The sequence below is a fragment of the Bacteroidales bacterium genome (assembly GCA_023229505.1).
In the GTDB taxonomy this organism is placed as follows: Bacteria; Bacteroidota; Bacteroidia; order Bacteroidales; family JAGOPY01; genus JAGOPY01.
In genome coordinates, this window is sequence record JALNZD010000031.1 from 19,705 (window position 1) to 41,456 (window position 21,752).

The following is a 21,752-nucleotide window of genomic DNA, read 5'->3' on the forward strand; positions in this document are numbered from 1 at the left end:
GAGAGAATTAGATATTCTAACATGCATTAATCCACTTATTACAATTTTGTAATACTTTTTATTGTAATTTTTATGTGGTCTTTGTTTAACCTGCATACCCACTCCAATTTTTGTGACGGCTCGGGAGATCCTGAAGAATATGTGATATCCGCCATGAATGCGGGGTAATTATTTTGGGTCGTAGCCCCATCTGATCCAGATGGCTCCCCAGGTAAAACCGCCTCCAAAAGCAGAGATGATCAGGTTGTCGCCTTTTTTGAGCTGGTTTTCCCATTCCCATAAACAAAGCGGGATAGTAGCTGATGTAGTGTTACCGTATTTTTCAATATTGATCATCACTTTTTCTTTAGGGAGGCCCATTCTTCTGGCTGTAGCATCAATGATCCGCAGGTTGGCCTGATGAGGGACAAGCCAGGCAATGTCTTCCGATTTGAGATTATTTCTTTCCATGATCTCTACGGAAACATCAGCCATTCCAACAACCGCAAATTTAAAAACAGACTGCCCTTCCTGGTATACATAATGTTCCCGAAGATCAATTGTTTCCTGTGACGCGGGCTTCACAGCTCCGCCGCCTTTTTGATGCAGGAAAGATCTGCCTATACCGTCAGTTTTCATGATGGCATCCATAATACCGTAGTCTTCCATGGTCGGTTCAAGTAAAACCGCCCCGGCTCCGTCACCAAAAAGCACGCAGGTTGTCCGGTCAGTGTAATCAGTCATCATCGACATTTTTTCTGCCCCGACAACAATGATTTTTTTATGGGTTCCAGCTTCAATGAACTGGGCGGCGGTATGAAGGGCAAATACAAAGCCTGAACAGGCGGCGTTGATATCAAAACTCCAGGCATTCTTCAAGCCGCACTTATCACTGATTATATTAGCAGTGGCTGGAAAAGCATAATCAGGTGTTACCGTGGCGCAGATCAGCAGGTCTATCTCTTCCGGGCGTGTGCCTGTTTTTTCGAGCAAGCCCGTAACAGCAGGAGCACCAATGTCAGATGTCCCTTTTCCCGGTTCCCGCATGATTCTTCTTTCTTTAACACCAGTGCGGATCATTATCCACTCATCGTTGGTATCAACCATTTTTCCCAGTTCATTATTGGTCAGGATATAATCAGGCACCCAACCGTGAATACCGGTTATGGCTGCTCTCAATTTTTGCATGTCGACAAGGTTAGTCTTTGTTGTTGAGTGAAAACTTCTGCAAAGCTTTTTGGATTTTAGAATTAAGCTTCACATCGTGTACTTCTTTGGAAAGAAGGATCATATTTTTTATGGCGATGTTGTTGGAGATGCCATGACCAACAATGACGGTGGAATTAATGCCGAGCAACGGTGTACCGCCGTAATTTTCGTAATTCATCCGGTCAATGTATTCATCACGTAATCCTCTCTTGACCAGCATCCTGTAAACGGATTCCATCAGTTTGAGGACCACATTGCCGGTAAAGCCGTCACAAACGATCACATCGGCTTTGTCTTTTAAGATATCACGCCCTTCAATGTTCCCGATGAAATTGAAATCTTTTGAGTCTTTCATCAGGGCAAAGGATGATTGGCAAAGCAGGTTACCTTTTTCTGCCTCAGTTCCGAGATTGAGCAGGGCAACCCGTGGATTTTCGACCTTGTAAATATTCTCTGCATAGAGTGAACCCAATATGCCGAATTGATACATTACATCGGGCTTAGTGTCAGTGATAGTGCCCACATCCAGCAAAATGGATATACTGCCGTTTTCTTTTGGGACAATAGCATAAGTACACGGACGGATGATACCCTGGATAGTATTTACACTATACATCGAACCGACTACCATGGCTCCGCTATTGCCTGCACTGGAAAACGCATCCAGGTCCCCGTTCTTGAGCATTTGAAAACCAATGGAAATGCTGGACTTAGGTTTTTGGACAATAGCACGGGTAGGGTGTTCTCCCATTCCAATCACTTCGGGGGCATCTATGATGCTGAAGGCGTCTGGGCCAATGCCGGCCAGCTTGAGTTCTTCCAAAATAACTTTTTCCGACCCGATTAATACGATCTGGTCGTTGGGAGAAATTTCATTTAGGGCTAAGCACGCACCTTCAATGGTGGCTTTTGGGGCAAAATCCCCCCCCATGACGTCAAGTCCTATTCTCATCAGTACGAGAGCTTGTGTAAGTTATTGTGGATTACTCCCCGGCTTTACTTATCACCAGCTTACCCTTATAATAAAGGTCTCCGTCAACATAATAAGCACGGTGGTAAACATGTATTGCTCCTGTTACAGGACAAGTGGCCAGTGTTGGCTTTTCAATCTTGTCATGCGTCCTTCTCTTATCCCTTCTGGTTTTAGAATGTTTTCTTTTAGGATGTGGCATATTTGTAAGTATTAATTTTCCTATTCATTATAATGATCTTTCAATTTCTGAAGTGCTTCCCATCGGGGATCGATCGGATATTCTTCTTTTTCAATGATATACCGGGTCACTTCAGAATTGCAAAGGCTGATACCGTTCTCATCAGTGCCGTGAACCTTCTTAAAAGGAAGCATAAGATGAATGTATTCATAAAGAAATTGGCTGACATCAAGTTCATGCTCTTTTTCTGTTATGACCAGAATATCTTCCGATTCCTCATGGTGATCAACACCAAACTTCACGATCAGTTTTTGCTTACCGTTTATAGGCTGATCAAATTCTTCAGCACACTTGTCGCAGGGAATCCTGACCGTACCGGCAATGGCGAAGTAAAGGACCATCATCCGCACCTGCTTATCAAGCAGGCAATCCACATGAAGTCTTCCCTTTTTGATCTCCGAGTATTCAAAATGCTCAAAGAACTTGTCTTCAATCTCAAAGTTAAAAGTGTGATTTCCTAACTTTAACCCACTGAAAGGGATAATGAAATGTTTAAGGTAATTCACCGAAATCCCTCTTGAAAATTGGGGTGCAAATTTAAAGATATTATTTTGAAATACAAAAGAATAATTTGAATATCAAAATTTCGTCCCATTATGTGAAATAATTAACAAAAGGTTAATTTTGCAGATCGATTTTAAGATTAGAGATTTATCATCAAACTAAATTAACTAAAATTAATAAAGATGATCAACAAGATGATCGCGTCCATGCTGCCGCATATGCCTAAAAACTTCGTCTGGATATTTTCTAAAAGATATATTGCCGGAAAAAAGATTGGAGATGCCATCCGGGTATCAAAAGAATTAAACGGCCAGGGGATCAGGGTGACAGTAGACCTGCTCGGGGAATTCATCACCAAACTTAGTGAAGCTGAAAAGAATAAGATAGAATACCTCAATATCATCGATACTTTCGTCAAAGAAAAGATCGATGGTAATTTTTCCCTGAAGCCCACCATGTTCGGCCTGTTGATCGATAAGGATGTCTGCTATAAAAACATTCAGGAAATCGTTCAGAGAGCAGCCTCCTATCAAAACTTCATCAAGATAGATATGGAAGATTCCCAGTGTGTGGATCTTGAAATTGAACTCTTCAGGAAACTGAAAGCAGAATTTCCTGAAAGTGTCGGTCTGGTATTCCAGGCTTACTTGAAAAGGACCCTGAAGGACATTGAGGATTTACTCGACATTAATTCTAAGGAAAACCCGGTCAATTACAGGATTTGCAAGGGCATTTATGTGGAATCACCTGAAATCGCTTACAATAAGTACGAAGAGATCAACAGGCATTTCCTTGAAGATCTTGAATTCATCTTCAAACATGGGATTTATCCCGGCATAGCCACCCATGACAAGCCACTCGTTGAAGGCGCTTATAAGCTAATCGAAAAATATAAAGTCCAAAAGAACATGTATGAGTTCCAGATGCTTTACGGCGTGACGCCGGAGCTCAGGAAATCCATCCTTGACAGAGGCCATAACATGCGTGTTTACGTTCCTTTCGGCGAACAATGGTTTGCTTATTCCACCCGCCGGCTAAAAGAAAATCCTAAAATGGCCATGCTGATCATCAAGGCGTTGTTTTTCAGAGGATGATTATTGAAAATTAACCAAGTTATCCTATCTTTGCGCCAAATTTTGAAAAATACTCATGGAGAAAAAAACGATCGGAAAAATTGCCCAGATCATCGGGCCGGTAGTTGACGTTTCTTTTGAAAATGAAGCTGACCTGCCGAATATTTACGATTCCCTCGAGGTGACCAACGACAAGGGAGAAGTTATCGTCCTTGAGTGTCAGCAGGACATCGGCGAAAATACGATCCGCACAGTTGCTATGGACTCTACTGACGGGATGCGCAGGGGAATGGATGTAATTTCTACAGGAAAACCAATTTCCATGCCGGCTACAGAAGAGATCCGGGGGCGGTTGTTCAATGTGATCGGTCAGCCTATCGACGGGTTGGGTGAAGTTTCAAGAGAAAGATTATACCCGATCCACCGGGATCCGCCAACATTCGAAAACCTGACTACCCGCCAGGAAGTGCTCTATACCGGTATTAAAGTTATCGACCTGATCGAACCTTATGCCAAAGGCGGTAAAATCGGTTTATTTGGTGGTGCCGGTGTAGGAAAGACGGTCATCATCATGGAGCTGATCAACAATATCGCGAAAGTTTATTCCGGTATGTCGGTGTTCGGTGGCGTCGGTGAAAGAACCCGTGAAGGCAATGACCTGCTGCGGGAAATGATCGAGTCCGGTGTTATCCAGTATGGTGAAGAATTTTTGAAAGATATGGAGAACGGGGGCTGGGACCTTTCTAAAGTTGACCGCAATAAACTTAAAGATTCCAATATCACGCTGGTGTTCGGCCAGATGAATGAACCTCCCGGCGCTCGTGCCCGCGTGGCTTTGTCGGGCTTGACCCTTGCAGAATATTTCCGCGACGGGGATGAAAAATCCGGCGGAAGGGATATCCTTTTCTTTATCGATAATATTTTCCGTTTCACCCAGGCTGGTTCTGAAGTATCAGCCTTGCTGGGACGTATGCCTTCAGCCGTTGGTTACCAGCCAACATTGGCCACGGAAATGGGTATCATGCAGGAACGCATCACTTCAACCAAGCGGGGATCCATCACGTCCGTGCAGGCAGTTTATGTTCCTGCCGATGACCTTACCGACCCTGCTCCGGCCACTACTTTTGCCCACCTTGACGCCACAACGGTATTGAACAGAAAGATTTTTGAAATCGGGATTTACCCGGCAGTTGATCCGCTGGATTCAACTTCCCGCATTCTTAGCGCTGAAATTGTCGGCGAGGAGCATTACCGAACCGCTCAGCGCGTAAAGCAGATCCTGCAACGTTATAAGGAACTCCAGGATATCATTGCCATCCTCGGGATGGATGAACTTTCCGACGAAGATAAAATGGTTGTAAACCGCGCTCGCCGTGTGCAGCGTTTCCTGTCGCAGCCTTTCCATGTGGCTGAGCAGTTTACCGGCATCCCCGGAACCATTGTACCAATTGAAGATACTATCAAAGGGTTCAAAATGATCATGGATGGCGAGGTTGATGAATATCCCGAAGCAGCCTTTAACCTGGTTGGAACCATTGAGGAAGCGATTGAGAAAGGAAAGAGGATTTTGGCAGAAAACCAATAAAAAGTAGGCAGTTGAAAGTTGACAGTCGGCAGTTTGCTTTTAGTCTTCTGTATTCTGTATTCTGACTTCTGTATTCTTAATTAAAAATATGAAACTCGAAATCATCACACCTGAACAAACGCTCTATTCCGGCGAAGTCAGCCTGGTGCAACTTCCCGGCATCGACGGATCATTTGAGATCCTGAATGATCATGCTCCGCTGATTTCAGTTCTTGCCAGCGGCAAAGTCAAGATACAGGATGCCCAGAAACAACTTCAGTATTTCGATATCAAAGGTGGGGTGGTGGAAGTGCTTCACAATAAGGTTCTGTTGCTGGCTGAATAACTGAGATGTCATCTCAACTCGTCTAAGATTTTTTTCTACCTTTGTGAATGAATTAACAATAAACTCATTGTAATGAAAATATCTCATATTGAGCACATTGGAATTGCCGTTAAAAGTCTGGATGAAGCTATTCCTTTCTATGAACAGGTGCTCGGACTGAAATGTTACGCCATCGAAGAAGTTAAAGATCAAAAAGTCAAGACCGCTTTCTTCATGGTTGGTCAAACCAAGATCGAATTGCTGGAATCAACAGACCCGGAAGGACCAATTGGCAAATTCATTGCCAACCGGGGGGAGGGGGTCCATCACATGGCTTATGCCGTTGAAAACCTGGAGAATTGTCTTAAGGAAATGGAAACCAAAGGCGTCCGGCTGATCGACCAGCAACCCAGGAAAGGTGCGGAAGGATTGCATATCGCCTTTTTGCACCCGAAATCAACTGCAGGCGTACTTACTGAATTTTGCGAAAATAAAAACCATTAACAACTCCTTAAGGGAGCTTGCTGAGGGTTCTCGTCTTCTCAAACCATTATTTTCATAGTTTTGCAGGTAAATCTTTGCCCTTTGCCTTTTGCCCTTTGAACTTTGAACTTTGAACTAAATAGTGATGCCCAACAACGAAGACCTATTCAAAAAAATAATCTCTCACGCTAAAGAATACGGGTTTGTATTTCCTTCCAGCGAGATTTATGACGGATTAAGCGCCGTTTATGATTACGGCCAGTATGGTGTCGAATTGAAGAACAATATCCGGGAATATTGGTGGAAGTCGATGGTGCAATATCATGAAAACATCGTAGGGCTCGATTCTGCCATTTTTATGCACCCCACCGTCTGGAAAGCTTCAGGCCACTTGGATGCATTCAGTGACCCGCTGATTGACAATAAAGACTCCAAGAAACGCTACCGCGCCGATACGCTGGTAGAGGATTACATGGCAAAGCAGCAGACAAAGATCGACCAGGAGGTGGAGAAAGCCAGGAAGAGATTCGGTGCAAGCTTTGATGAAGCCTTATACCTGGAAACAAATCCTCGTATCCAGGAGTATAAGCAGAAGATAGATGAAGCAGCGAAAAGGCTCTATTCAGCAATGGAGTCCAATGACCTCGCCGCTTTTCGTCAGCTCATCATCGACCTGGAAATAGCCGACCCGGTTTCAGGGACCCGCAACTGGACCGATGTGCGTCAGTTCAACCTGATGTTTGCCACGCAAATGGGTTCGTTGGCCGAAGATACCAATGTGATCTACCTTCGCCCTGAAACGGCACAAGGAATATTTGTCAACTTCCTGAACGTGATGAAAACGGGCAGGATGAAGGTTCCTTTTGGCATTGCTCAGACCGGCAAGGCTTTTCGCAACGAGATCGTCGCCCGGCAGTTCATTTTCCGGATGCGGGAGTTCGAGCAGATGGAAATGCAGTTCTTTGTCCAGCCCGGTGAAGAGATGAAATGGTTCAACTACTGGAAGGAACAGCGGATGAACTGGCACCTGGGAATGGGAATCCCCGCTGAGAAATACCGTTTCCATGAGCACGACAAGCTCGCACATTACGCCAATGCCGCTTTCGACATTGAATTTGACTTCCCCATCGGTTTTAAGGAGTTGGAAGGCATCCATTCCCGCACCGATTTCGACCTGTCATCGCACCAGCAATATTCCGGCAAAAAGCTGCAATATTTTGACACGGATCTGAACCAGAGCTACGTTCCTTATGTCATCGAAACATCCATCGGCCTTGACCGTACTTTCCTTGCTGTATTGAGTTACTCATTTAACGAAGAAAAACTGGAAGACGGCACGGAACGCGTAGTGCTGAAATTCCCGCCATTTCTTGCACCTGTCAAAGCAGCTGTTTTGCCATTGATTAAAAAAGACGGATTACCGGAGAAAGCCCTGGAGATTTTCGACGGTTTGAAGTATGATTACATGTGCCAGTACGATGAGAAAGACTCTATCGGCCGACGTTACCGCCGGCAGGATGCCATCGGCACCCCTTACTGCATTACCGTCGATCACCAGACCTTGCAGGATAATACCGTGACGATTCGGGAACGCGACAGCATGATGCAGGATAGGATTCCATTTGACCGGGTTGCATCAATAATCAGGGGAAGAATCAAGAAAATCTAGGATTTACAATTTACAAATTAAGATCTTAGATTGTAAATTGTAAAGTGTAAATTTTAATTCTTTTGATTGAAGTTCGTCATTGTCAACCCCGGCCCCACAGTGACAAAAGACCGGATCATTTCCACTGCTTCAGGTAACCGGGGGACAAGTATCTCTTCCTCCTTTGCAGTCCACTTTCCAAGTACATAATCAGTTTGATAGCCTTTTGCGAAATCGTTGCCGATCCCGAAACGGAGCCTGGAAAAATCTTGTGTTTCCAGAATTTCAATGATGCTGATAAGCCCGTTATGGCCGCCATCACCTCCTTTTAGTTTCAAACGCAACTGTCCTGGAGGAAGAGCGATATCATCCACCACGACCAGAAGGTTTTCCATTGGGATTTTTTCAGTTTCCAGCCAATAGCGGACCGCTTTTCCGCTCAGATTCATATAAGTGGAAGGCTTGATCAGGACCAGTGACCTGTTTTTTATCCTCATACGGGCAACATCGGCATATCGTCCGCTTTGAAAAGAAACACCTGATAACCGGGCAAGGGTGTCTAAAACAGTGAATCCGATGTTGTGCCTGGTATTGGCATATTCATCACCGATGTTGCCCAGTCCTGCTATCAGGTATTTCATAACTCAGACCTGTCAGGGGCCTTATTTTGCAGGCGCAGGTGCTGGTGCTGGTGCTGCTGCGCCTTCAGCTCCAGGCTCGACAGTAACGGTGACACGTGTAGGCCGGATGGCTATAATGTATCTTTCAGGTTTTTCGAGGATCTTGAATTTTTCCTGGGGTACTTCACCAATGATGATTTTCTGGTCAATGTCGAGGTTACTGATATCGATCACTACGGCTTCGGGCATTTCAGCAGGAAGAGCGCGGACATTCAGTTTCCTGAATTTTTTCACCAGCTCGCCTCCTTTGATCAGACCGGGTGCGTTTCCTGTAAACTTCACAGGGACACTCATGGTGAGAGGTTTATCCATTTCGAATTCAATAAAATCAGCATGCAGGATGGTATCGCTGACCGGGTGGTACTGGATATCTTTCAACACGCAGTTATGGCTTTTACCATCAATGGTAAGCTTGATAAAATGAGAATCAGGTGTAAAAACAATTTGCGTGAATGATTTCTCATCTGCCACAAATTTGATTTGTTCCTTGCCACCATAAAGCACACATGGGATACGCCCCTCCGAACGCTGGAGTTTAGCATCTTTTTTCCCTACGCTCTCACGCAGAGAGCCGCTCATAGATACTGTTTTCATGAAATTTTAAATTTTAAATTTTAAATTATAATACAATAAAAAACTAATAACCAATGACCAATGACTAAAGACTAACGACTATTTCTTATCACTATCATCCATAATGAACAGCGAATTGATTGATTCAAAGTTTTCAATCCGTTTGATCACTTCGGCAAATAGTTCAGCCGTGGTGAGGACAGTGATCATCTCACTTTTCTGCTTAAGTGGGATAGTATCGGTAACGACGACTTCAGTAATAACTGAATTTTCGATTTTTTCATAAGCCTGGCCGGAGAACACCGGGTGGGTGCAGAAAGCCCGCACACTATTGGCCCCTTTGTCCATCATAAGTTGGGCAGCCTTTGTGATAGATCCTCCTGTATCGATGATATCATCAACCAGGATAATATCTCTCCCCTTGACATCTCCCACCAGCGCCATTTTAGAAACCTCACCAGGTTTGGACCGTTGCTTGTAACAGATTACAAAGTCGGTATGCAATGCTTTGGCATAAGATGCGGCACGGCGTGTACCTCCCGTGTCCGGCGAAGCCATCGTAAGATTTGGGAGATTGAGTGTTTCAATATAGCTGCGGAAAATAGAGGACGCGAACAGGTGATCCACCGGAACATCGAAAAAGCCCTGGATCTGGTCAGCATGGAGGTCGAGGGTGACAACCCGTTGCACTCCGGCTGCCGTTAACAGGTTAGCCACCAGTTTGGAGGCAATGGATACCCTGGGACGATCTTTGCGGTCTTGCCTGGCGAGCCCGAAATAAGGGATCACTGCCACAATATTCTTGGCCGAGGCCCGGCGCGCTGCATCGATCATCATCATAAGTTCCAGCAGGTTATCGGCAGGGGGGGAAGTAGATTGTACGATAAATACATGTCGCCCACGGATATTTTCTTCAAAAGCAGGTTGGAATTCGCCGTCAGAAAATGGGAAAACGGTAGATTGTCCCAACTTACAACCATAGCTTTTAGCTATTTTTTCGGCCAGGTCGAAAGTAGCTCTGCAACCGAAAATACTTACCAGATCTTTCTTTGTAGGCATAATAAAAAGGATTTTCCGTTTTCCGGGGCTGCAAAGGTAAGATAATCTGGCAGATTGTCCAAATTTCTATTATCTTTGCGCTCCCAATTTAATATCACACCCACACTTCACTTGCACACCCAAACTCACACCCATCTCGCCCGGGTGGCGGAACAGGTAGACGCGCTGGTCTCAAAAACCTGTGAGCGAGAGCTCGTGCCGGTTCGATCCCGGCTCCGGGTACATGTAAAAACCAATGCCCTTTGGGCGTTGGTTTTTAAGTTTTAAGTTTTGAGTGTTGAGTTTTGAGTTGGGGAATCTTGAAATAATTGAAAATCCCCTCCTCTCACCGATAAAATACTAATAGAGGCTTCTATATTATACACTTATGACATATTGCTTCATTTCTAAATAATGATTAAATTTGTGAAAAAATGAGGTGATGCCAAAGATTTTCGAATATTTAGGGATTCTGATATTTTTCTATTCCAATGAGCATGAGCCGATTCATGTGCATGGCAAATATGATGGATTTGAAAGTAAGGCGGAGTTTTATATAGTCGATGGCAAGATTGTTGAGATTAAAATTAAGTCCCTAAAAGGCTTGAGGCCATTGACAGGCAGTAAACTCAATGATTTTAAAGAATTTTTAGAAAAATATGCAGATAGAATAGTTCAAAAATGGATTGACTACTTTGTTTATCATAAGGATGTCGAATTCGAGAAAATTAATACCCGAATCAAGTGAAAATTACAGAAGAATATATTGATTACAATGTTGATATCATCGAAATTATATCTGCCCGGTATATTGGAGATTATGCAATAAGAGTATTTTTTAGCGATGGATTTGGCAGACTAGTTGATTTTAGACCATTCTTAGAATCTTCCTTACACCCTTCAATTCGAAAATATTTAGATGAAGTAATGTTTAAGGACTATCAGATTGTTGATGGAAATCTTAATTGGAATGATTATGATTTGATTTTCCCAATTGAAGACTTATACGAAGGAATATTATAAAAAAAATTAGGCGGAACTGGTAGACGCGCTAGTCTCAAAAACCTGTGAGCGAGAGCTCGTGCCGGTTCGATCCCGACCCCGGGTACCAGCAAAAACCAAGGCCCTTTGGGTGTTGGTTTTTGAGTTTTAAGTTTTGAGTGTTGAGTTTTGAGTTGGGGAAATTTTAAGCTTTGCAGGAATTGCTCTTGAAGGGGTTTATCTTTTCCAGGTGACGGCTGGGGTGACGGAATAAACAAATTGCCCGGGATATCGTTTTCCTTGATTTAGATCTTCTGTTTATTACCTTTAATGAATAATGTATAAATTTGAGAAGAGATATCTGATTTAGGAAGAATACTATAATGAGGTAGGATACGATAGAGAAGTTAACCGTAAACCAAACCATGAAATGTCATGAAAGTAATACTGACTATTATCGTGATGATCTTGTTTTCCCAGGGATTACTTGCGCAAAGCAGGGCCATTCTAACTGCCGTGCCATATCTTCTTTTTGCGCCTGATTCCAGGGGTACTGCGTTAGGCACTCTCGGAGCCGCATCAAACCCTGATGCATTTTCCATGCATTGGAATCCCGCAAAATATGCATTCACTGATAAAAGATTCGGAGTTGCAGTTTCCTATACACCCTGGTACTGGTTATTGATTCAGGATTATGACCCTTTGGATCTTTCATTTGGCTATCATGCATTCAATCTTTTTTTCAAGATTAAGGACAGGATGGCAATTGCGACATCAATGGTATATTATTCATTCGGAGAAGTTACTTTTATAGATGAATTTGGGAATGATCTGGGAACCTATAAGCCTTATGACTTTTATAATGATATTTCTTTCTCTTACAGGATCAGCGAAGTTTTATCATTAGGGCTGGCCGGAAGACTGATCTATTCGGATCTTACCCGGGGACAATTTGTTCAGGGCGCTGAAACTTCTGCAGGTGTCTCTGTCGCCATGGATATTTCCATGTATTATCAAAAAGGCATTTCTCTTGGAAGTTATGAAGGTAGTATTGCCTGGGGAGTCAATATCAGCAACATAGGCTCGAAAATTTCCTATTCAGAAACAGCTGTCAATAAGGATTTCATTCCTACCAATCTTAGAGCAGGAATTGGTTTTACAACAAAGTTCAATGCATCTAATTCATTGACTTTCTTAGCTGATTTCAATAAACTTCTTGTTCCAACTCCACCGGTCTATCTGCGCGATTCACTTGGCTATCCGGTTTATGATGACGAGAATAACCGGGTCATTTCAAAAGGAATGGATCCGAATGTATCAGTTTTACGGGGGATGTTCCAGTCATGGTATGATGCTCCCGGTGGCTTTGAGGAGGAAATGAAGGAATGGTCATTTGGAATAGGTGCAGAATATTGGTTTAGGAGCAATTTTTCGGCCAGGGCCGGTATTTATCATGAAGATAAGACCAAGGGAACGAGGAGGTATTTTACAACAGGCATTGGCATCAGGTTTGGCTATTTTGGGTTTGATACGGGCATCCTCATCCCATTCGAAGAGAACGCTTTCAATGCATTCAATTTACGATCATCCATCATGCTTGATATTGGAAGACGGAAGAAATAATCCTTTTTTTTCGTATCTTGGCTTGGTCAATATTATCCTGCCAATCTTTCAGCCATGAAACAATTATCTCTTGTGGTTTTTATCCTGATTATTATTCAGGTGAAAGCATATTCGCAGTCCTGCCTGCCTGATGGCATCAATTTTACTACACAAGCCCAGATTGACAATTTTCAGTCTGACTTTCCCGGATGTACAACCATTGAAGGAGGTGTTAAGATTTCCGGAAATGATATTTCAGATCTGGAAGGAATCAGCGTTCTGGATTCCATATTCGGTAACCTTACAATAGGATCCAACTGGAAAGGCAACAATCCAAATTTGAATAACCTGGACGGACTCGAAAACTTAGCCTACATTGGTGGTACTTTATTGTTAAACAATAATGATAACCTGGTCAATATTCAGGGATTATCAGGATTGGTTAAGGTTGAAGAGGGTATTTATATAAGTAATGATAATTTAATCAGTTTGACGGGGCTTGAAGGTATTGATTCTTTATATGGAAACCTTAATCTTCAGATTAATGATCAATTATTGAATTTAACCGGTCTCAACAATCTGAAATATATTGGTGGAAGTCTTGCTTTCTATTCTAACGAAGGGCTGATAAATCTGGTAGGATTAGACAATTTGACAACTGTAGCCGGAAGAGTCGATATATGGGGAAACTTAGTATTGACTTCTTTAACCGGGTTGGAGAATTTATCTTCTGTAGGTGATTTGTCTATTGAATACAACGAATCTTTGACCTCGTTATCGGGACTGGAAGGAATGGATTCCATCGGTGGTGATATGGCTCTGATATATAATGAATTGCTGCCCAATTTAACAGGATTGGAAGGGTTGACTTCAATCGGAGGTGAACTTTGGATTAAAGACAACTATTCACTGACAAGCCTGGAGGGCCTGGACAATATCAGCGCTGAATCAATCAGCAGCATTTGGATATACAACAATCAAAATCTTTCAGATTGTAACATCCAGAGTATCTGTGATTATTTAGCTGATCCAAATGGTCAGATCAATATTTATAGAAATGCAATCGGGTGTGACAATCCGCATGAAATCGCGGATAACTGCGGGATCACCCTTTCCTGTTTGCCTTTCGGAAACTATCTTTTCTACAGCCAGGCAGAGATTGACAGTTTCCCGTCATATTATTCTGATTGTGATCAATTAGAAGGATTTGTCGGGATTCAGGGTGAGGATATAACTCATCTGGACAGTTTATCGGGAGTAGATACAATAAATGGGACTTTGTTTATTTGTGGAAATGAGAATTTATCCAGCTTAAACGGCCTTAATAATGTAAGGATTATTCAAGGAGATCTATGGATTGGATGGATAGAATGCTCCGGAAATAATGAATTGACTAATCTTGAGGGACTAAATAACCTGATTTCAGTAGGTAATGAAATGCTCATCATGTATAATCCTGGATTATTGACCTTATCAGGACTAGATGCATTATCCGATATTGGATCCGGATTATCGGTAATGCATAATGTATCACTAAAAAACCTGCATGGGATGAACAACCTGATTTCAGCCGGTTCAGTCTATATCTCAGAAAATTATTCATTGTTGAACCTGAACGGCCTCCAGGGCTTGATCAATGTTGATGGCAGTCTTTCTGTAAAAGATAACCCGGCATTATTTTCGATCAACGGCATTGCAAATGTTGATGCTGACCTTATCACTTATCTTCATATCTCTCATAATAATATCCTGAGCAATTGTAACGTCCAAAGCGTTTGTGATTACCTTGCCGACCCGGGAGGATTCATCGAAATCATTGACAACGACACCGGTTGCAACAGCCAGGAAGAGGTGGAATTAGCATGTGGTGTCGGATTGAAGGAGAATTTTACTTCAGACTATTGTACTGTTTATCCAAATCCTTTTACCGGCCAGACAACTTTCAATATTCGGCTACAGGAACCGGCAGATGTGAAACTGTTAGTATGTAACAATTTTGGACAGGTCGTTGCCACCATCCTGGATGAATCGCTGAATAAAGGCGATTACCGGGTTATATGGAACGCGGAAAGACTGCCTCCCGACATATACATTTACCATTTTTCAACCGGTCATAACGCAACTACAGGGAAGATTATCAAGGTGAGATAAAAAATGGGCCTTTTCGAACGGATTACATTGCTATATCGTTACGTCGCTGCAACACTCAAGTTCCATTATATTAAAAAATCCCTGTAATTCTCTTTGTGCACCACTTTAAAATCCGAGCCGGGATAAGCTTCCAAAAAATCTGCAGGAGGTTTTATCTTTTGTGGTTTCCATTTAAATTCGAAGGCCATGAGCTTTCCTTCTGATTCTTCGATAAGGTCAATCTCTTTTTGGTCATAAGTTCGCCAGAAATAGTAATTTACTATTCTACCCATCGCCTGGTTGCGCTTGATGCGGTCCATAAAGCAAAAGTTTTCCCAAAGTTGACCGGTATCATTGCGGATTTCGGGCGAATTGAAATTATTGATCAAACTATTCCTGATGCCCAAATCATAGAAATAGTATTTCCTGCTTCTGCCGGGTTCTTTCCGAAGATTTCTGCTGAAGGAAGGCAGTGAGAACAGAACGAATGATTTTTCGAATAACTGGAGGTATCTTTGTACTGTAGCCACTGATATCTTTAACAAACCGGAAAGCTCCCTGAACAAATAATCGCTTGTCAGAGATTCCAGCAATTGTATTTTTTCATTTTCACTGCGGTCCACTATATCCGGATAGGAACCAAACCTCAGCAGTTCAGGTATAGCGAGCCGGGAGAACAGGCTAGAATGTCTTTTGCAAGTGTGGTCTTCCCCACCTGTCGCGGGCCGTAGATAATGATTACTTTCCCCTGGAATAGCCATGGCTGGATTTTCTCCATCAAGATCCGGGAGTAGATATATTTTTCCATCAAAGCAATAATTTGATTGTTATACTTGACAAATTTATTCTGAAAATTTTTGACTTAAAACTTATCCCTATAAAAGCACAGAAGTTACTAAACGTGAGTCGACAGTAAATGACAACCTAATGACAATGACTAATGACCAATGACCAATGACCACTAACTAATAACCACTATCTTTACAGCCTCTAATCATATTTTCTATCCATGGAAAACCGCCACCGTTTTACAATTTATCTCCCTATTATACTGGCTGTTGTGCTGATACTTGGCATCTGGCTCGGCAGTAAACTGTCGTTTGTCAGAAACGATAAATCAGATAATGCCCTCTTTGTCAAACCGGCCCATCACGATAAAGTAACCGACCTGATCAATTATGTTCAGCAGGACTATGTTGATTCAGTAAGCCGTGAGGATCTGACCGACAATGCGATCGAAGGAGTCCTCGATAAGCTCGACCCGCATTCACAATATATTCCCTCGGAAGATTTTACTGAAGTAGAGGACCAGCTAAACAGCAATTTTGAAGGGATTGGCATACAGTTCCGTATTGAAAAAGACACAATCATGGTGATCCAGACAATCCCGGGCGGACCTTCGGAAAAAGCGGGATTATTGGCCGGCGACCGCATCGTGAAGATCAATGATTCAATTGTTGCAGGAATTGGTGTGACCGACAGGGATGCAGTCAGGCAGCTTAAAGGTAAACGGGGATCTCAGGTAAAGGTGAGCATACATCGCCGAAGTCTTGCCGACCTGATCGATTTTAGCCTGGTCCGGGACGTCATCCCGACTTACAGTATTGATATATCTTATATGGTCGATGATTCAATCGGTTATATAAAGCTCAGCCGTTTCGCCGCCAATACTTATGAAGAATTGTTAAGCGCACTGAAAATGCTTATGGAGCAGGGGATGACCAGGCTGATCCTCGACCTCCGGGGAAATTATGGTGGTTTCCTCCAGGCTTCCATTAATATCTCCGATGAATTTCTCTCCGATAAAAAACTTATCGTTTACACTGAAGGCAACAGCAGGCCAAATAACTATGCTTATGCCACCAGAAAAGGGATTTTTGAGGAAAGTGACCTCGTGGTATTAATTGACGAGTCTTCCGCTTCGGCCAGTGAAATTGTCGCCGGGGCCATACAGGATAATGACCGTGGCTTTATCATCGGCAGAAGGTCGTTTGGAAAAGGACTGGTGCAGGAGCAACTCACCTTTCCTGACGGTTCAGCGATCCGCCTGACCGTTGCACGCTATCATACCCCTTCAGGAAGATGTATCCAGCGTCCTTATACAAATGGGAACAAAGAATATTATGAAGAACTTTATCACCGCTACGCCACTGGTGAGATGGAAAATCCGGATAGCATTGCCTTCAGCGATACAATCAAATACTATACTCCGGCCGGAAAAGTCGTGTATGGTGGCGGAGGGATAATGCCCGATGTTTATGTGGCCATGAAGGCAGATGAAAAAGATAATCTTTATAACCGCATGATCCATCAGAACCTGATCTTCCAATATGCATTTGATTATACCGACAGAGAGCGGGCCACACTCCAGCATTTCAGGACGGTTGAAGACTTCAGGGATAATTTCCGGGTCGATGACCAGCTTTTTAATGGATTAATCGATAATGCCCGTAAACAGGGCCTTATATTCACCGCTAAAGAAGTCCGTTATTCAGAAAAGAAGATCAAGACCCTTCTGAAAGCTTATATCGGCCGCAACCTGCTTGACGACCAGGCTTTTTACCCGATCTACCACGATGTGGACAAAATATTCCAGGTGGCGCTTGATACAATCAGAAAATAGTTCAAAGTGCAAAGTTCAAAGTGCAAAGTGTGGTTTTTGTATTTAACTTTGAACTTTGAACTATGAACTTTGAACTAAGCCAAGTTATTATGTCATTCGAATTACCAACATTGCCTTTCGCGCTGAATGCGCTGGAGCCATTTATTTCAAAGACAACCCTGGAATTCCATTATGGAAAACACCACCAGGCTTATGTGAACAACCTGAACAAGTTACTGCCCGGTTCGGGATTTGAACAGGCAACGCTTGAGGAGATCATCCAAAAATCCGGTGGCGGGATTTTCAACAATGCCGCCCAGGTCTGGAACCACACTTTTTACTGGCACTGCCTTAGTCCTTACGGTGGTGGCCTTCCGGCAGGAAAACTGATCGGCCTTATCGACCGGGATTTTGGTACTTTCGATGGATTCAAGGAACATTTCACCCAGGCTGCCGCCACCCTCTTCGGCTCAGGCTGGGCCTGGCTTTCATTGGATGCCAATGGAAAGCTGGTCATCACACAGGAAAGCAATGCCGGAAACCCGCTAAAAAGTGGCCTGAAACCCATTCTCACCTGTGATGTATGGGAACATGCCTATTACCTTGACAAGCAGAACCGCAGACCGGATTACATTTCTGACTTCTGGAAGCTGGTGGATTGGAAAGCAGCAGAAATAAGACTATAAGACTGTAGGACCATAAGACGGTAGGATTTTTGGTTTCTAATACATTTCTACATTCTTACATTCTTAAACTCTTACATTCTTAAACTCTTACAGTCTTACAGTTTTAAATTCATCATTTTAGGATAGAAGTTATTAACAGGACAGGTATAATGGGATTGATTTTCGGATAAACATGAAAATTAAATCCCATTTCAAATGAAATTCACAAAACATGAAGATTTAGAGGTTTATCATCTGGCTTTTAATGCAGCCATGATGATTTTTGAGGTATCCTTATCTTTTCCCAAAGAGGAAAAATATTCATTAACCGATCAAATCAGGCGATCTTCACGATCTGTTTGTGCGAATATTGCAGAGGCTTTTTACAGAAGAAAATATCCAAAGAATTTTTCATCACATCTTTCTGATGCAATTGCTGAAGGTGGAGAAACTATTGTTTGGCTGGAGTTTTCTCTAAAATGTAATTATTTACATTCCGAACTGAATCATAAACTTCGTGATGATTATGCTAATATTATTGGGAAATTGATTACAATGAGCAATCAAGCCGAGAAATGGAAGCTGTAAATCATACCGTCCTAAAGTCTTACAATCTTATAGTCTTACAGTCTTACAGTCCTCCCCTTCACAGCTTCATGAACTTGTTCACCAACACCGTGGCGTCATTGGTGATCCGCACGAAATAAACGCCACGGGGCAGTGTGCTGATATCAATAACGGTTATTGGTTCCGTTATGCGGCGGGATATGACCTGCTGGGCGTTAACGTTGTATATGGCAAGGGTTGTGTTATTGACGTGCGTGGTGGAAGGCAGTGCTATGGTGATGATGGTGGTTGTAGGGTTGGGGTAAATGGTGATGTGGGTTTCCGAAGTAATATTTTCTATAATTGAAACAGGAATACCGTTTTCATTATAAACTGCCAATCCATAATTAGTCCCAAGCCATTCCGACCCGCTTGTGTCTATTGCGATTATTAGTACATAGTTATCGGGCAGGCCCGAATTTGCATTGTTGTAAAAAGTTTGAATACCCGTGCTTTTGTCAATTTTCACTAAACCGCCCGTTGTACCTACCCACATATTATTGCCTTCTTCTGCTAAAGCAGTAACTTCATCCCCATTGGTATATTGCACCCATTGTGGGTTTTGAGCATAAATGGGTACTATTAAGTACATTAAAATGACCAAGAGAATAAACACTTTTTTCATTATACAACGTATTACGGTGTTTATCATTCCCTTATGGCAGATATAAGCGCCAAGACTATTAATAGCCTGTAAATATAATTAAAAACATACGGATAGGCAAGATATATTACGAATGGCTGCGTAATAGTGTTGTGCTTTAAATTCGCGGCAAATAGCCTGTGACTATTTTTCTCCTGTGGTCAGTGGCGCGTATAAACGTCTGGAAACGTTCACCTTTATAGGCACAGTGCATCCTATCTGTGTTGAATAGTTGCATAAAAACTTACAAAGATTTGAAAAAGGGCAAGTTTTGTGCGTATTAGATTGTCTTACAGTCTTACCGTCTTACAGTCCTACTCAACCGTCACCGACTTCGCCAGGTTCCTTGGCTGGTCTACATTACAACCGCGCATTACGGCTATATGGTAGGATAATAGCTGGAGCGGAATGGTTGCCAGGAGAGGGACCAATAATTCTTCTGTTTCGGGAATCTCGATAATGTGATCAGCAAGGTCACGCACCAGTTCATCATTTTCGGTCACAATCGCGATTACTTTACCCTTTCTGGCTTTCACTTCCTGGATGTTACTGAGAGCCTTCTCGTAAGTGCCTTTATTAGTGGCGATGAATACTACAGGCATCTCTTCGTCGATAAGGGCAATGGGCCCGTGCTTCATCTCAGCGGCGGGATAACCTTCAGCATGAATATACGAGATTTCCTTCAACTTAAGGGCACCTTCCAGGGCAACCGGAAAATTATACCCGCGGCCTAAATAGAGGAAATTCCGGTGGTCTTTGTATAATCCCGCAATTTTCTTAACGACCGGATCAACGAGAAGGGTTTTTGCGACTTTTTCCGGTATCTGGTCGAGTTCATGGAGGATACGGATGAATCGTGATTTCGGAACGCTTCCTTTCTTCTGCGCAATAGTCAGCGCCAGCAAAATAAGTACGGTTACCTGTGAAGTGAAAGCCTTGGTGGAGGCTACCCCGATCTCAGGCCCGGCATGCGTGTAAGAACCGGCATCCGTGGCTCGTGCAATGGATGACCCGACAACATTACAGATGCCAAGGATAGTTGCACCACGGCCCTTGGCCAGGTCGATGGCCGCCAGGGTATCGGCAGTTTCACCGGATTGGGAGATAGCAATAACCACATCTTTTTCACAAAGGATTGGGTTGCGGTACCGGAACTCAGAGGCATATTCCACTTCCACAGGGATCCTGGCCAGATCCTCGATCAGATATTCCCCGACCAGGGCGGCATGCCAGGAAGTGCCGCAGGCCACTATAATGATCCGCTCGGCATTCACTAGTTTCTGCTCATAATCCACAATTCCGCCCAGTGAAACTATGCCCTCCTGCAACCTGAGCCTTCCCCGCATGCTGTCGCGTATGGAGCGGGGCTGTTCGAAGATCTCTTTCAGCATGAAATGCTTATAGCCACCTTTTTCCAAAGCAGTAAGGTTAAGCTCAAGCTTCTGGATATAAGGAGTTTTCTCCTTATTCTTAATGGTTAAGATCTTGAGCGGTTTCCTTCTTCTCAAGATAGCAAGTTCCTCATCGTTCAGATAAACCACATCCTTGGTATACTCCACAATTGGCGTTGCATCTGAGGCAATGAAGAATTCGTCGATGCCGATCCCGACGACCAGCGGCGAGCTTTTCCGCGCCGCGATGAGCATATCGGGATGATTTTTAGAGATGACCACGATCGCATAAGCTCCGATAACCTGGTTAAGGGCAATCCGCACGGCCTCCACCAGGTCAACATTTTCATGTACCTGTATATCCTCGATAAGATGGACCAGGGCTTCCGTATCAGTGTTACTCGTAAAAACATATCCCCGGTTGATCAGCTCTTTTTTCAACGTCAGGTAATTCTCGATAATTCCATTGTGAATGATCGCCAGATTTTTCGACTGGGAATAATGAGGATGGGCATTGATATCATTAGGCTCCCCATGCGTTGCCCAGCGTGTGTGGGCAATACCGACGGTACCTGTTAAGTCCATTTTTTTTGTAAGCTCCTCAAGGTCCGCAACTTTACCCTTAGTCTTAAAAACCTTGAGGCTATCATTCAGGATGGCCAGGCCGGCACTGTCGTACCCCCGGTATTCCAACCGGTATAATCCTTTCATAAGGATCGGATAAGCTTCTTTTGGCCCCAGATAAGCAATAATTCCGCACATAAGCTTAGGATTTCAATTTATCAGACAAACTTAATCAATAATGTAATCCTGACCTCAAATGATTGCTGAAACTACCAAATGGA

22 protein-coding genes and 1 tRNA gene are annotated in these 21,752 nt (G+C 43.2%); 13 read left to right on the top strand and 10 right to left on the bottom strand.

The annotated features are described in order from the left end of the window. Window positions 1-168: 168 nt before the first annotated feature. The 4 genes from M0Q51_11455 to M0Q51_11470 are packed head-to-tail and all read right to left on the bottom strand — an operon-like array spanning window position 169 to window position 2,905. Window positions 169-1,167 (bottom strand): ketoacyl-ACP synthase III, encoded by a 999-nt coding sequence (locus M0Q51_11455; protein MCK9400593.1) that lies wholly within the window; start codon window positions 1,165-1,167, stop codon window positions 169-171. A gap of 10 nt (window positions 1,168-1,177) precedes the next feature. After that, window positions 1,178-2,140: a phosphate acyltransferase PlsX gene (plsX, locus tag M0Q51_11460; GenBank protein ID MCK9400594.1), complete on the bottom strand. Its 963-nt coding sequence runs from the start codon at window positions 2,138-2,140 to the stop codon at window positions 1,178-1,180. Window positions 2,141-2,171: 31 nt separating this feature from the next. Continuing rightward, a complete protein-coding gene (gene rpmF / locus M0Q51_11465; GenBank protein MCK9400595.1) occupies window positions 2,172-2,360 on the bottom strand; it encodes a 50S ribosomal protein L32 in 189 nt (62 codons plus the stop codon). A gap of 20 nt (window positions 2,361-2,380) precedes the next feature. Continuing rightward, on the bottom strand, window positions 2,381-2,905 hold the full coding sequence (locus M0Q51_11470; protein MCK9400596.1) for a DUF177 domain-containing protein: 525 nt from the start codon (window positions 2,903-2,905) through the stop codon (window positions 2,381-2,383). A 180-nt stretch (window positions 2,906-3,085) separates the two neighbouring features. Here M0Q51_11470 and M0Q51_11475 point away from each other — a divergent pair, with 180 nt between their 5' ends. The 5 genes from M0Q51_11475 to M0Q51_11495 all read left to right on the top strand — a co-directional run bounded on the left by M0Q51_11475 (window position 3,086) and on the right by M0Q51_11495 (window position 8,017). Continuing rightward, entirely contained in the window at window positions 3,086-3,997 is a 912-nt protein-coding gene (locus M0Q51_11475; protein MCK9400597.1) for a proline dehydrogenase family protein, read from the top strand. A 55-nt stretch (window positions 3,998-4,052) separates the two neighbouring features. Then, window positions 4,053-5,561, top strand: a complete 1,509-nt coding sequence (gene atpD, locus M0Q51_11480; GenBank protein ID MCK9400598.1) for a F0F1 ATP synthase subunit beta — start codon at window positions 4,053-4,055, stop codon at window positions 5,559-5,561. 88 nt (window positions 5,562-5,649) lie between these two features. Then, complete coding sequence (atpC, locus tag M0Q51_11485; GenBank protein ID MCK9400599.1) at window positions 5,650-5,886, top strand: ATP synthase F1 subunit epsilon; 237 nt, start codon at window positions 5,650-5,652, stop codon at window positions 5,884-5,886. A 72-nt stretch (window positions 5,887-5,958) separates the two neighbouring features. Continuing rightward, window positions 5,959-6,369 carry a methylmalonyl-CoA epimerase gene (gene mce / locus M0Q51_11490; protein MCK9400600.1) on the top strand — a complete coding sequence of 137 codons (411 nt, stop codon included), beginning with the start codon at window positions 5,959-5,961 and terminating at the stop codon, window positions 6,367-6,369. 124 nt (window positions 6,370-6,493) lie between these two features. Then, window positions 6,494-8,017: a glycine--tRNA ligase gene (locus M0Q51_11495; GenBank protein MCK9400601.1), complete on the top strand. Its 1,524-nt coding sequence runs from the start codon at window positions 6,494-6,496 to the stop codon at window positions 8,015-8,017. A 53-nt stretch (window positions 8,018-8,070) separates the two neighbouring features. On the opposite strand, the gene pth is transcribed toward M0Q51_11495, so the two are convergent. From pth to M0Q51_11510, 3 genes are all read right to left on the bottom strand, one after another. Beyond that, the gene (pth, locus tag M0Q51_11500) at window positions 8,071-8,637 is read right to left on the bottom strand and encodes an aminoacyl-tRNA hydrolase (GenBank protein ID MCK9400602.1); all 567 of its coding nucleotides are present in this window, start codon (window positions 8,635-8,637) and stop codon (window positions 8,071-8,073) included. A 21-nt stretch (window positions 8,638-8,658) separates the two neighbouring features. After that, the gene (locus M0Q51_11505; protein ID MCK9400603.1) at window positions 8,659-9,270 is read right to left on the bottom strand and encodes a 50S ribosomal protein L25; all 612 of its coding nucleotides are present in this window, start codon (window positions 9,268-9,270) and stop codon (window positions 8,659-8,661) included. 78 nt (window positions 9,271-9,348) lie between these two features. Continuing rightward, the gene (locus tag M0Q51_11510; GenBank protein MCK9400604.1) at window positions 9,349-10,308 is read right to left on the bottom strand and encodes a ribose-phosphate pyrophosphokinase; all 960 of its coding nucleotides are present in this window, start codon (window positions 10,306-10,308) and stop codon (window positions 9,349-9,351) included. Window positions 10,309-10,446: 138 nt separating this feature from the next. On the opposite strand from M0Q51_11510, the gene M0Q51_11515 reads away from it, so the two are divergent. From M0Q51_11515 to M0Q51_11535, 5 genes are all read left to right on the top strand, one after another. Next, window positions 10,447-10,530, top strand: a tRNA-Leu gene (locus M0Q51_11515). Between the two features lie 199 nt (window positions 10,531-10,729). Then, window positions 10,730-11,035 (top strand): DUF4160 domain-containing protein, encoded by a 306-nt coding sequence (locus tag M0Q51_11520; protein ID MCK9400605.1) that lies wholly within the window; start codon window positions 10,730-10,732, stop codon window positions 11,033-11,035. Continuing rightward, entirely contained in the window at window positions 11,032-11,310 is a 279-nt protein-coding gene (locus M0Q51_11525) for a DUF2442 domain-containing protein (GenBank protein MCK9400606.1), read from the top strand. The genes M0Q51_11520 and M0Q51_11525 overlap by 4 nt, the downstream gene beginning before the upstream one ends. Window positions 11,311-11,703: 393 nt before the next feature. Further along, window positions 11,704-12,891, top strand: coding sequence for a type IX secretion system outer membrane channel protein PorV (porV, locus tag M0Q51_11530; protein ID MCK9400607.1), 1,188 nt, complete (start codon window positions 11,704-11,706; stop codon window positions 12,889-12,891). A 54-nt stretch (window positions 12,892-12,945) separates the two neighbouring features. Next, window positions 12,946-15,021, top strand: coding sequence for a T9SS type A sorting domain-containing protein (locus M0Q51_11535; protein MCK9400608.1), 2,076 nt, complete (start codon window positions 12,946-12,948; stop codon window positions 15,019-15,021). Window positions 15,022-15,086: 65 nt separating this feature from the next. Here the strand turns inward: M0Q51_11535 and M0Q51_11540 are convergent, their stop codons facing one another. Beyond that, entirely contained in the window at window positions 15,087-15,761 is a 675-nt protein-coding gene (locus M0Q51_11540; GenBank protein ID MCK9400609.1) for a DUF4143 domain-containing protein, read from the bottom strand. Window positions 15,762-16,009: 248 nt separating this feature from the next. Between M0Q51_11540 and M0Q51_11545 the strand changes: the two genes are divergently transcribed. From M0Q51_11545 to M0Q51_11555, 3 genes are all read left to right on the top strand, one after another. Next, window positions 16,010-17,623, top strand: coding sequence for a S41 family peptidase (locus M0Q51_11545; protein MCK9400610.1), 1,614 nt, complete (start codon window positions 16,010-16,012; stop codon window positions 17,621-17,623). A gap of 89 nt (window positions 17,624-17,712) precedes the next feature. Continuing rightward, the gene (locus M0Q51_11550) at window positions 17,713-18,288 is read left to right on the top strand and encodes a superoxide dismutase (GenBank protein MCK9400611.1); all 576 of its coding nucleotides are present in this window, start codon (window positions 17,713-17,715) and stop codon (window positions 18,286-18,288) included. 195 nt (window positions 18,289-18,483) lie between these two features. Further along, a complete protein-coding gene (locus tag M0Q51_11555; GenBank protein MCK9400612.1) occupies window positions 18,484-18,855 on the top strand; it encodes a four helix bundle protein in 372 nt (123 codons plus the stop codon). A 58-nt stretch (window positions 18,856-18,913) separates the two neighbouring features. Here the strand turns inward: M0Q51_11555 and M0Q51_11560 are convergent, their stop codons facing one another. Both M0Q51_11560 and glmS read right to left on the bottom strand, forming a co-directional pair. Continuing rightward, window positions 18,914-19,498 carry a T9SS type A sorting domain-containing protein gene (locus M0Q51_11560; GenBank protein ID MCK9400613.1) on the bottom strand — a complete coding sequence of 195 codons (585 nt, stop codon included), beginning with the start codon at window positions 19,496-19,498 and terminating at the stop codon, window positions 18,914-18,916. Between the two features lie 332 nt (window positions 19,499-19,830). Beyond that, a complete protein-coding gene (gene glmS / locus M0Q51_11565; GenBank protein ID MCK9400614.1) occupies window positions 19,831-21,669 on the bottom strand; it encodes a glutamine--fructose-6-phosphate transaminase (isomerizing) in 1,839 nt (612 codons plus the stop codon). Window positions 21,670-21,752 lie beyond the last annotated feature (83 nt).

Excerpts from the sequence above, each read along its gene's own strand:
- glmS (MCK9400614.1), bottom strand. The coding sequence starts at position 21,669 with ATGTGCGGAATTATTGCTTATCTGGGGCCAAAAGAAGCTTATCCGATC.
- M0Q51_11545 (MCK9400610.1), top strand. The coding sequence starts at position 16,010 with ATGGAAAACCGCCACCGTTTTACAATTTATCTCCCTATTATACTGGCT.
- M0Q51_11495 (MCK9400601.1), top strand. The coding sequence starts at position 6,494 with ATGCCCAACAACGAAGACCTATTCAAAAAAATAATCTCTCACGCTAAA.
- M0Q51_11540 (MCK9400609.1), bottom strand. The coding sequence starts at position 15,761 with ATGGCTATTCCAGGGGAAAGTAATCATTATCTACGGCCCGCGACAGGT.
- M0Q51_11510 (MCK9400604.1), bottom strand. The coding sequence starts at position 10,308 with ATGCCTACAAAGAAAGATCTGGTAAGTATTTTCGGTTGCAGAGCTACT.
- M0Q51_11475 (MCK9400597.1), top strand. The coding sequence starts at position 3,086 with ATGATCAACAAGATGATCGCGTCCATGCTGCCGCATATGCCTAAAAAC.
- M0Q51_11560 (MCK9400613.1), bottom strand. The coding sequence starts at position 19,498 with ATGAAAAAAGTGTTTATTCTCTTGGTCATTTTAATGTACTTAATAGTA.
- M0Q51_11535 (MCK9400608.1), top strand. The coding sequence starts at position 12,946 with ATGAAACAATTATCTCTTGTGGTTTTTATCCTGATTATTATTCAGGTG.
- atpD (MCK9400598.1), top strand. The coding sequence starts at position 4,053 with ATGGAGAAAAAAACGATCGGAAAAATTGCCCAGATCATCGGGCCGGTA.
- plsX (MCK9400594.1), bottom strand. The coding sequence starts at position 2,140 with ATGAGAATAGGACTTGACGTCATGGGGGGGGATTTTGCCCCAAAAGCC.
- M0Q51_11455 (MCK9400593.1), bottom strand. The coding sequence starts at position 1,167 with ATGCAAAAATTGAGAGCAGCCATAACCGGTATTCACGGTTGGGTGCCT.
- M0Q51_11555 (MCK9400612.1), top strand. The coding sequence starts at position 18,484 with ATGAAATTCACAAAACATGAAGATTTAGAGGTTTATCATCTGGCTTTT.
- M0Q51_11550 (MCK9400611.1), top strand. The coding sequence starts at position 17,713 with ATGTCATTCGAATTACCAACATTGCCTTTCGCGCTGAATGCGCTGGAG.
- atpC (MCK9400599.1), top strand. The coding sequence starts at position 5,650 with ATGAAACTCGAAATCATCACACCTGAACAAACGCTCTATTCCGGCGAA.
- porV (MCK9400607.1), top strand. The coding sequence starts at position 11,704 with ATGAAAGTAATACTGACTATTATCGTGATGATCTTGTTTTCCCAGGGA.
- M0Q51_11505 (MCK9400603.1), bottom strand. The coding sequence starts at position 9,270 with ATGAAAACAGTATCTATGAGCGGCTCTCTGCGTGAGAGCGTAGGGAAA.
- mce (MCK9400600.1), top strand. The coding sequence starts at position 5,959 with ATGAAAATATCTCATATTGAGCACATTGGAATTGCCGTTAAAAGTCTG.
- M0Q51_11520 (MCK9400605.1), top strand. The coding sequence starts at position 10,730 with ATGCCAAAGATTTTCGAATATTTAGGGATTCTGATATTTTTCTATTCC.
- rpmF (MCK9400595.1), bottom strand. The coding sequence starts at position 2,360 with ATGCCACATCCTAAAAGAAAACATTCTAAAACCAGAAGGGATAAGAGA.
- pth (MCK9400602.1), bottom strand. The coding sequence starts at position 8,637 with ATGAAATACCTGATAGCAGGACTGGGCAACATCGGTGATGAATATGCC.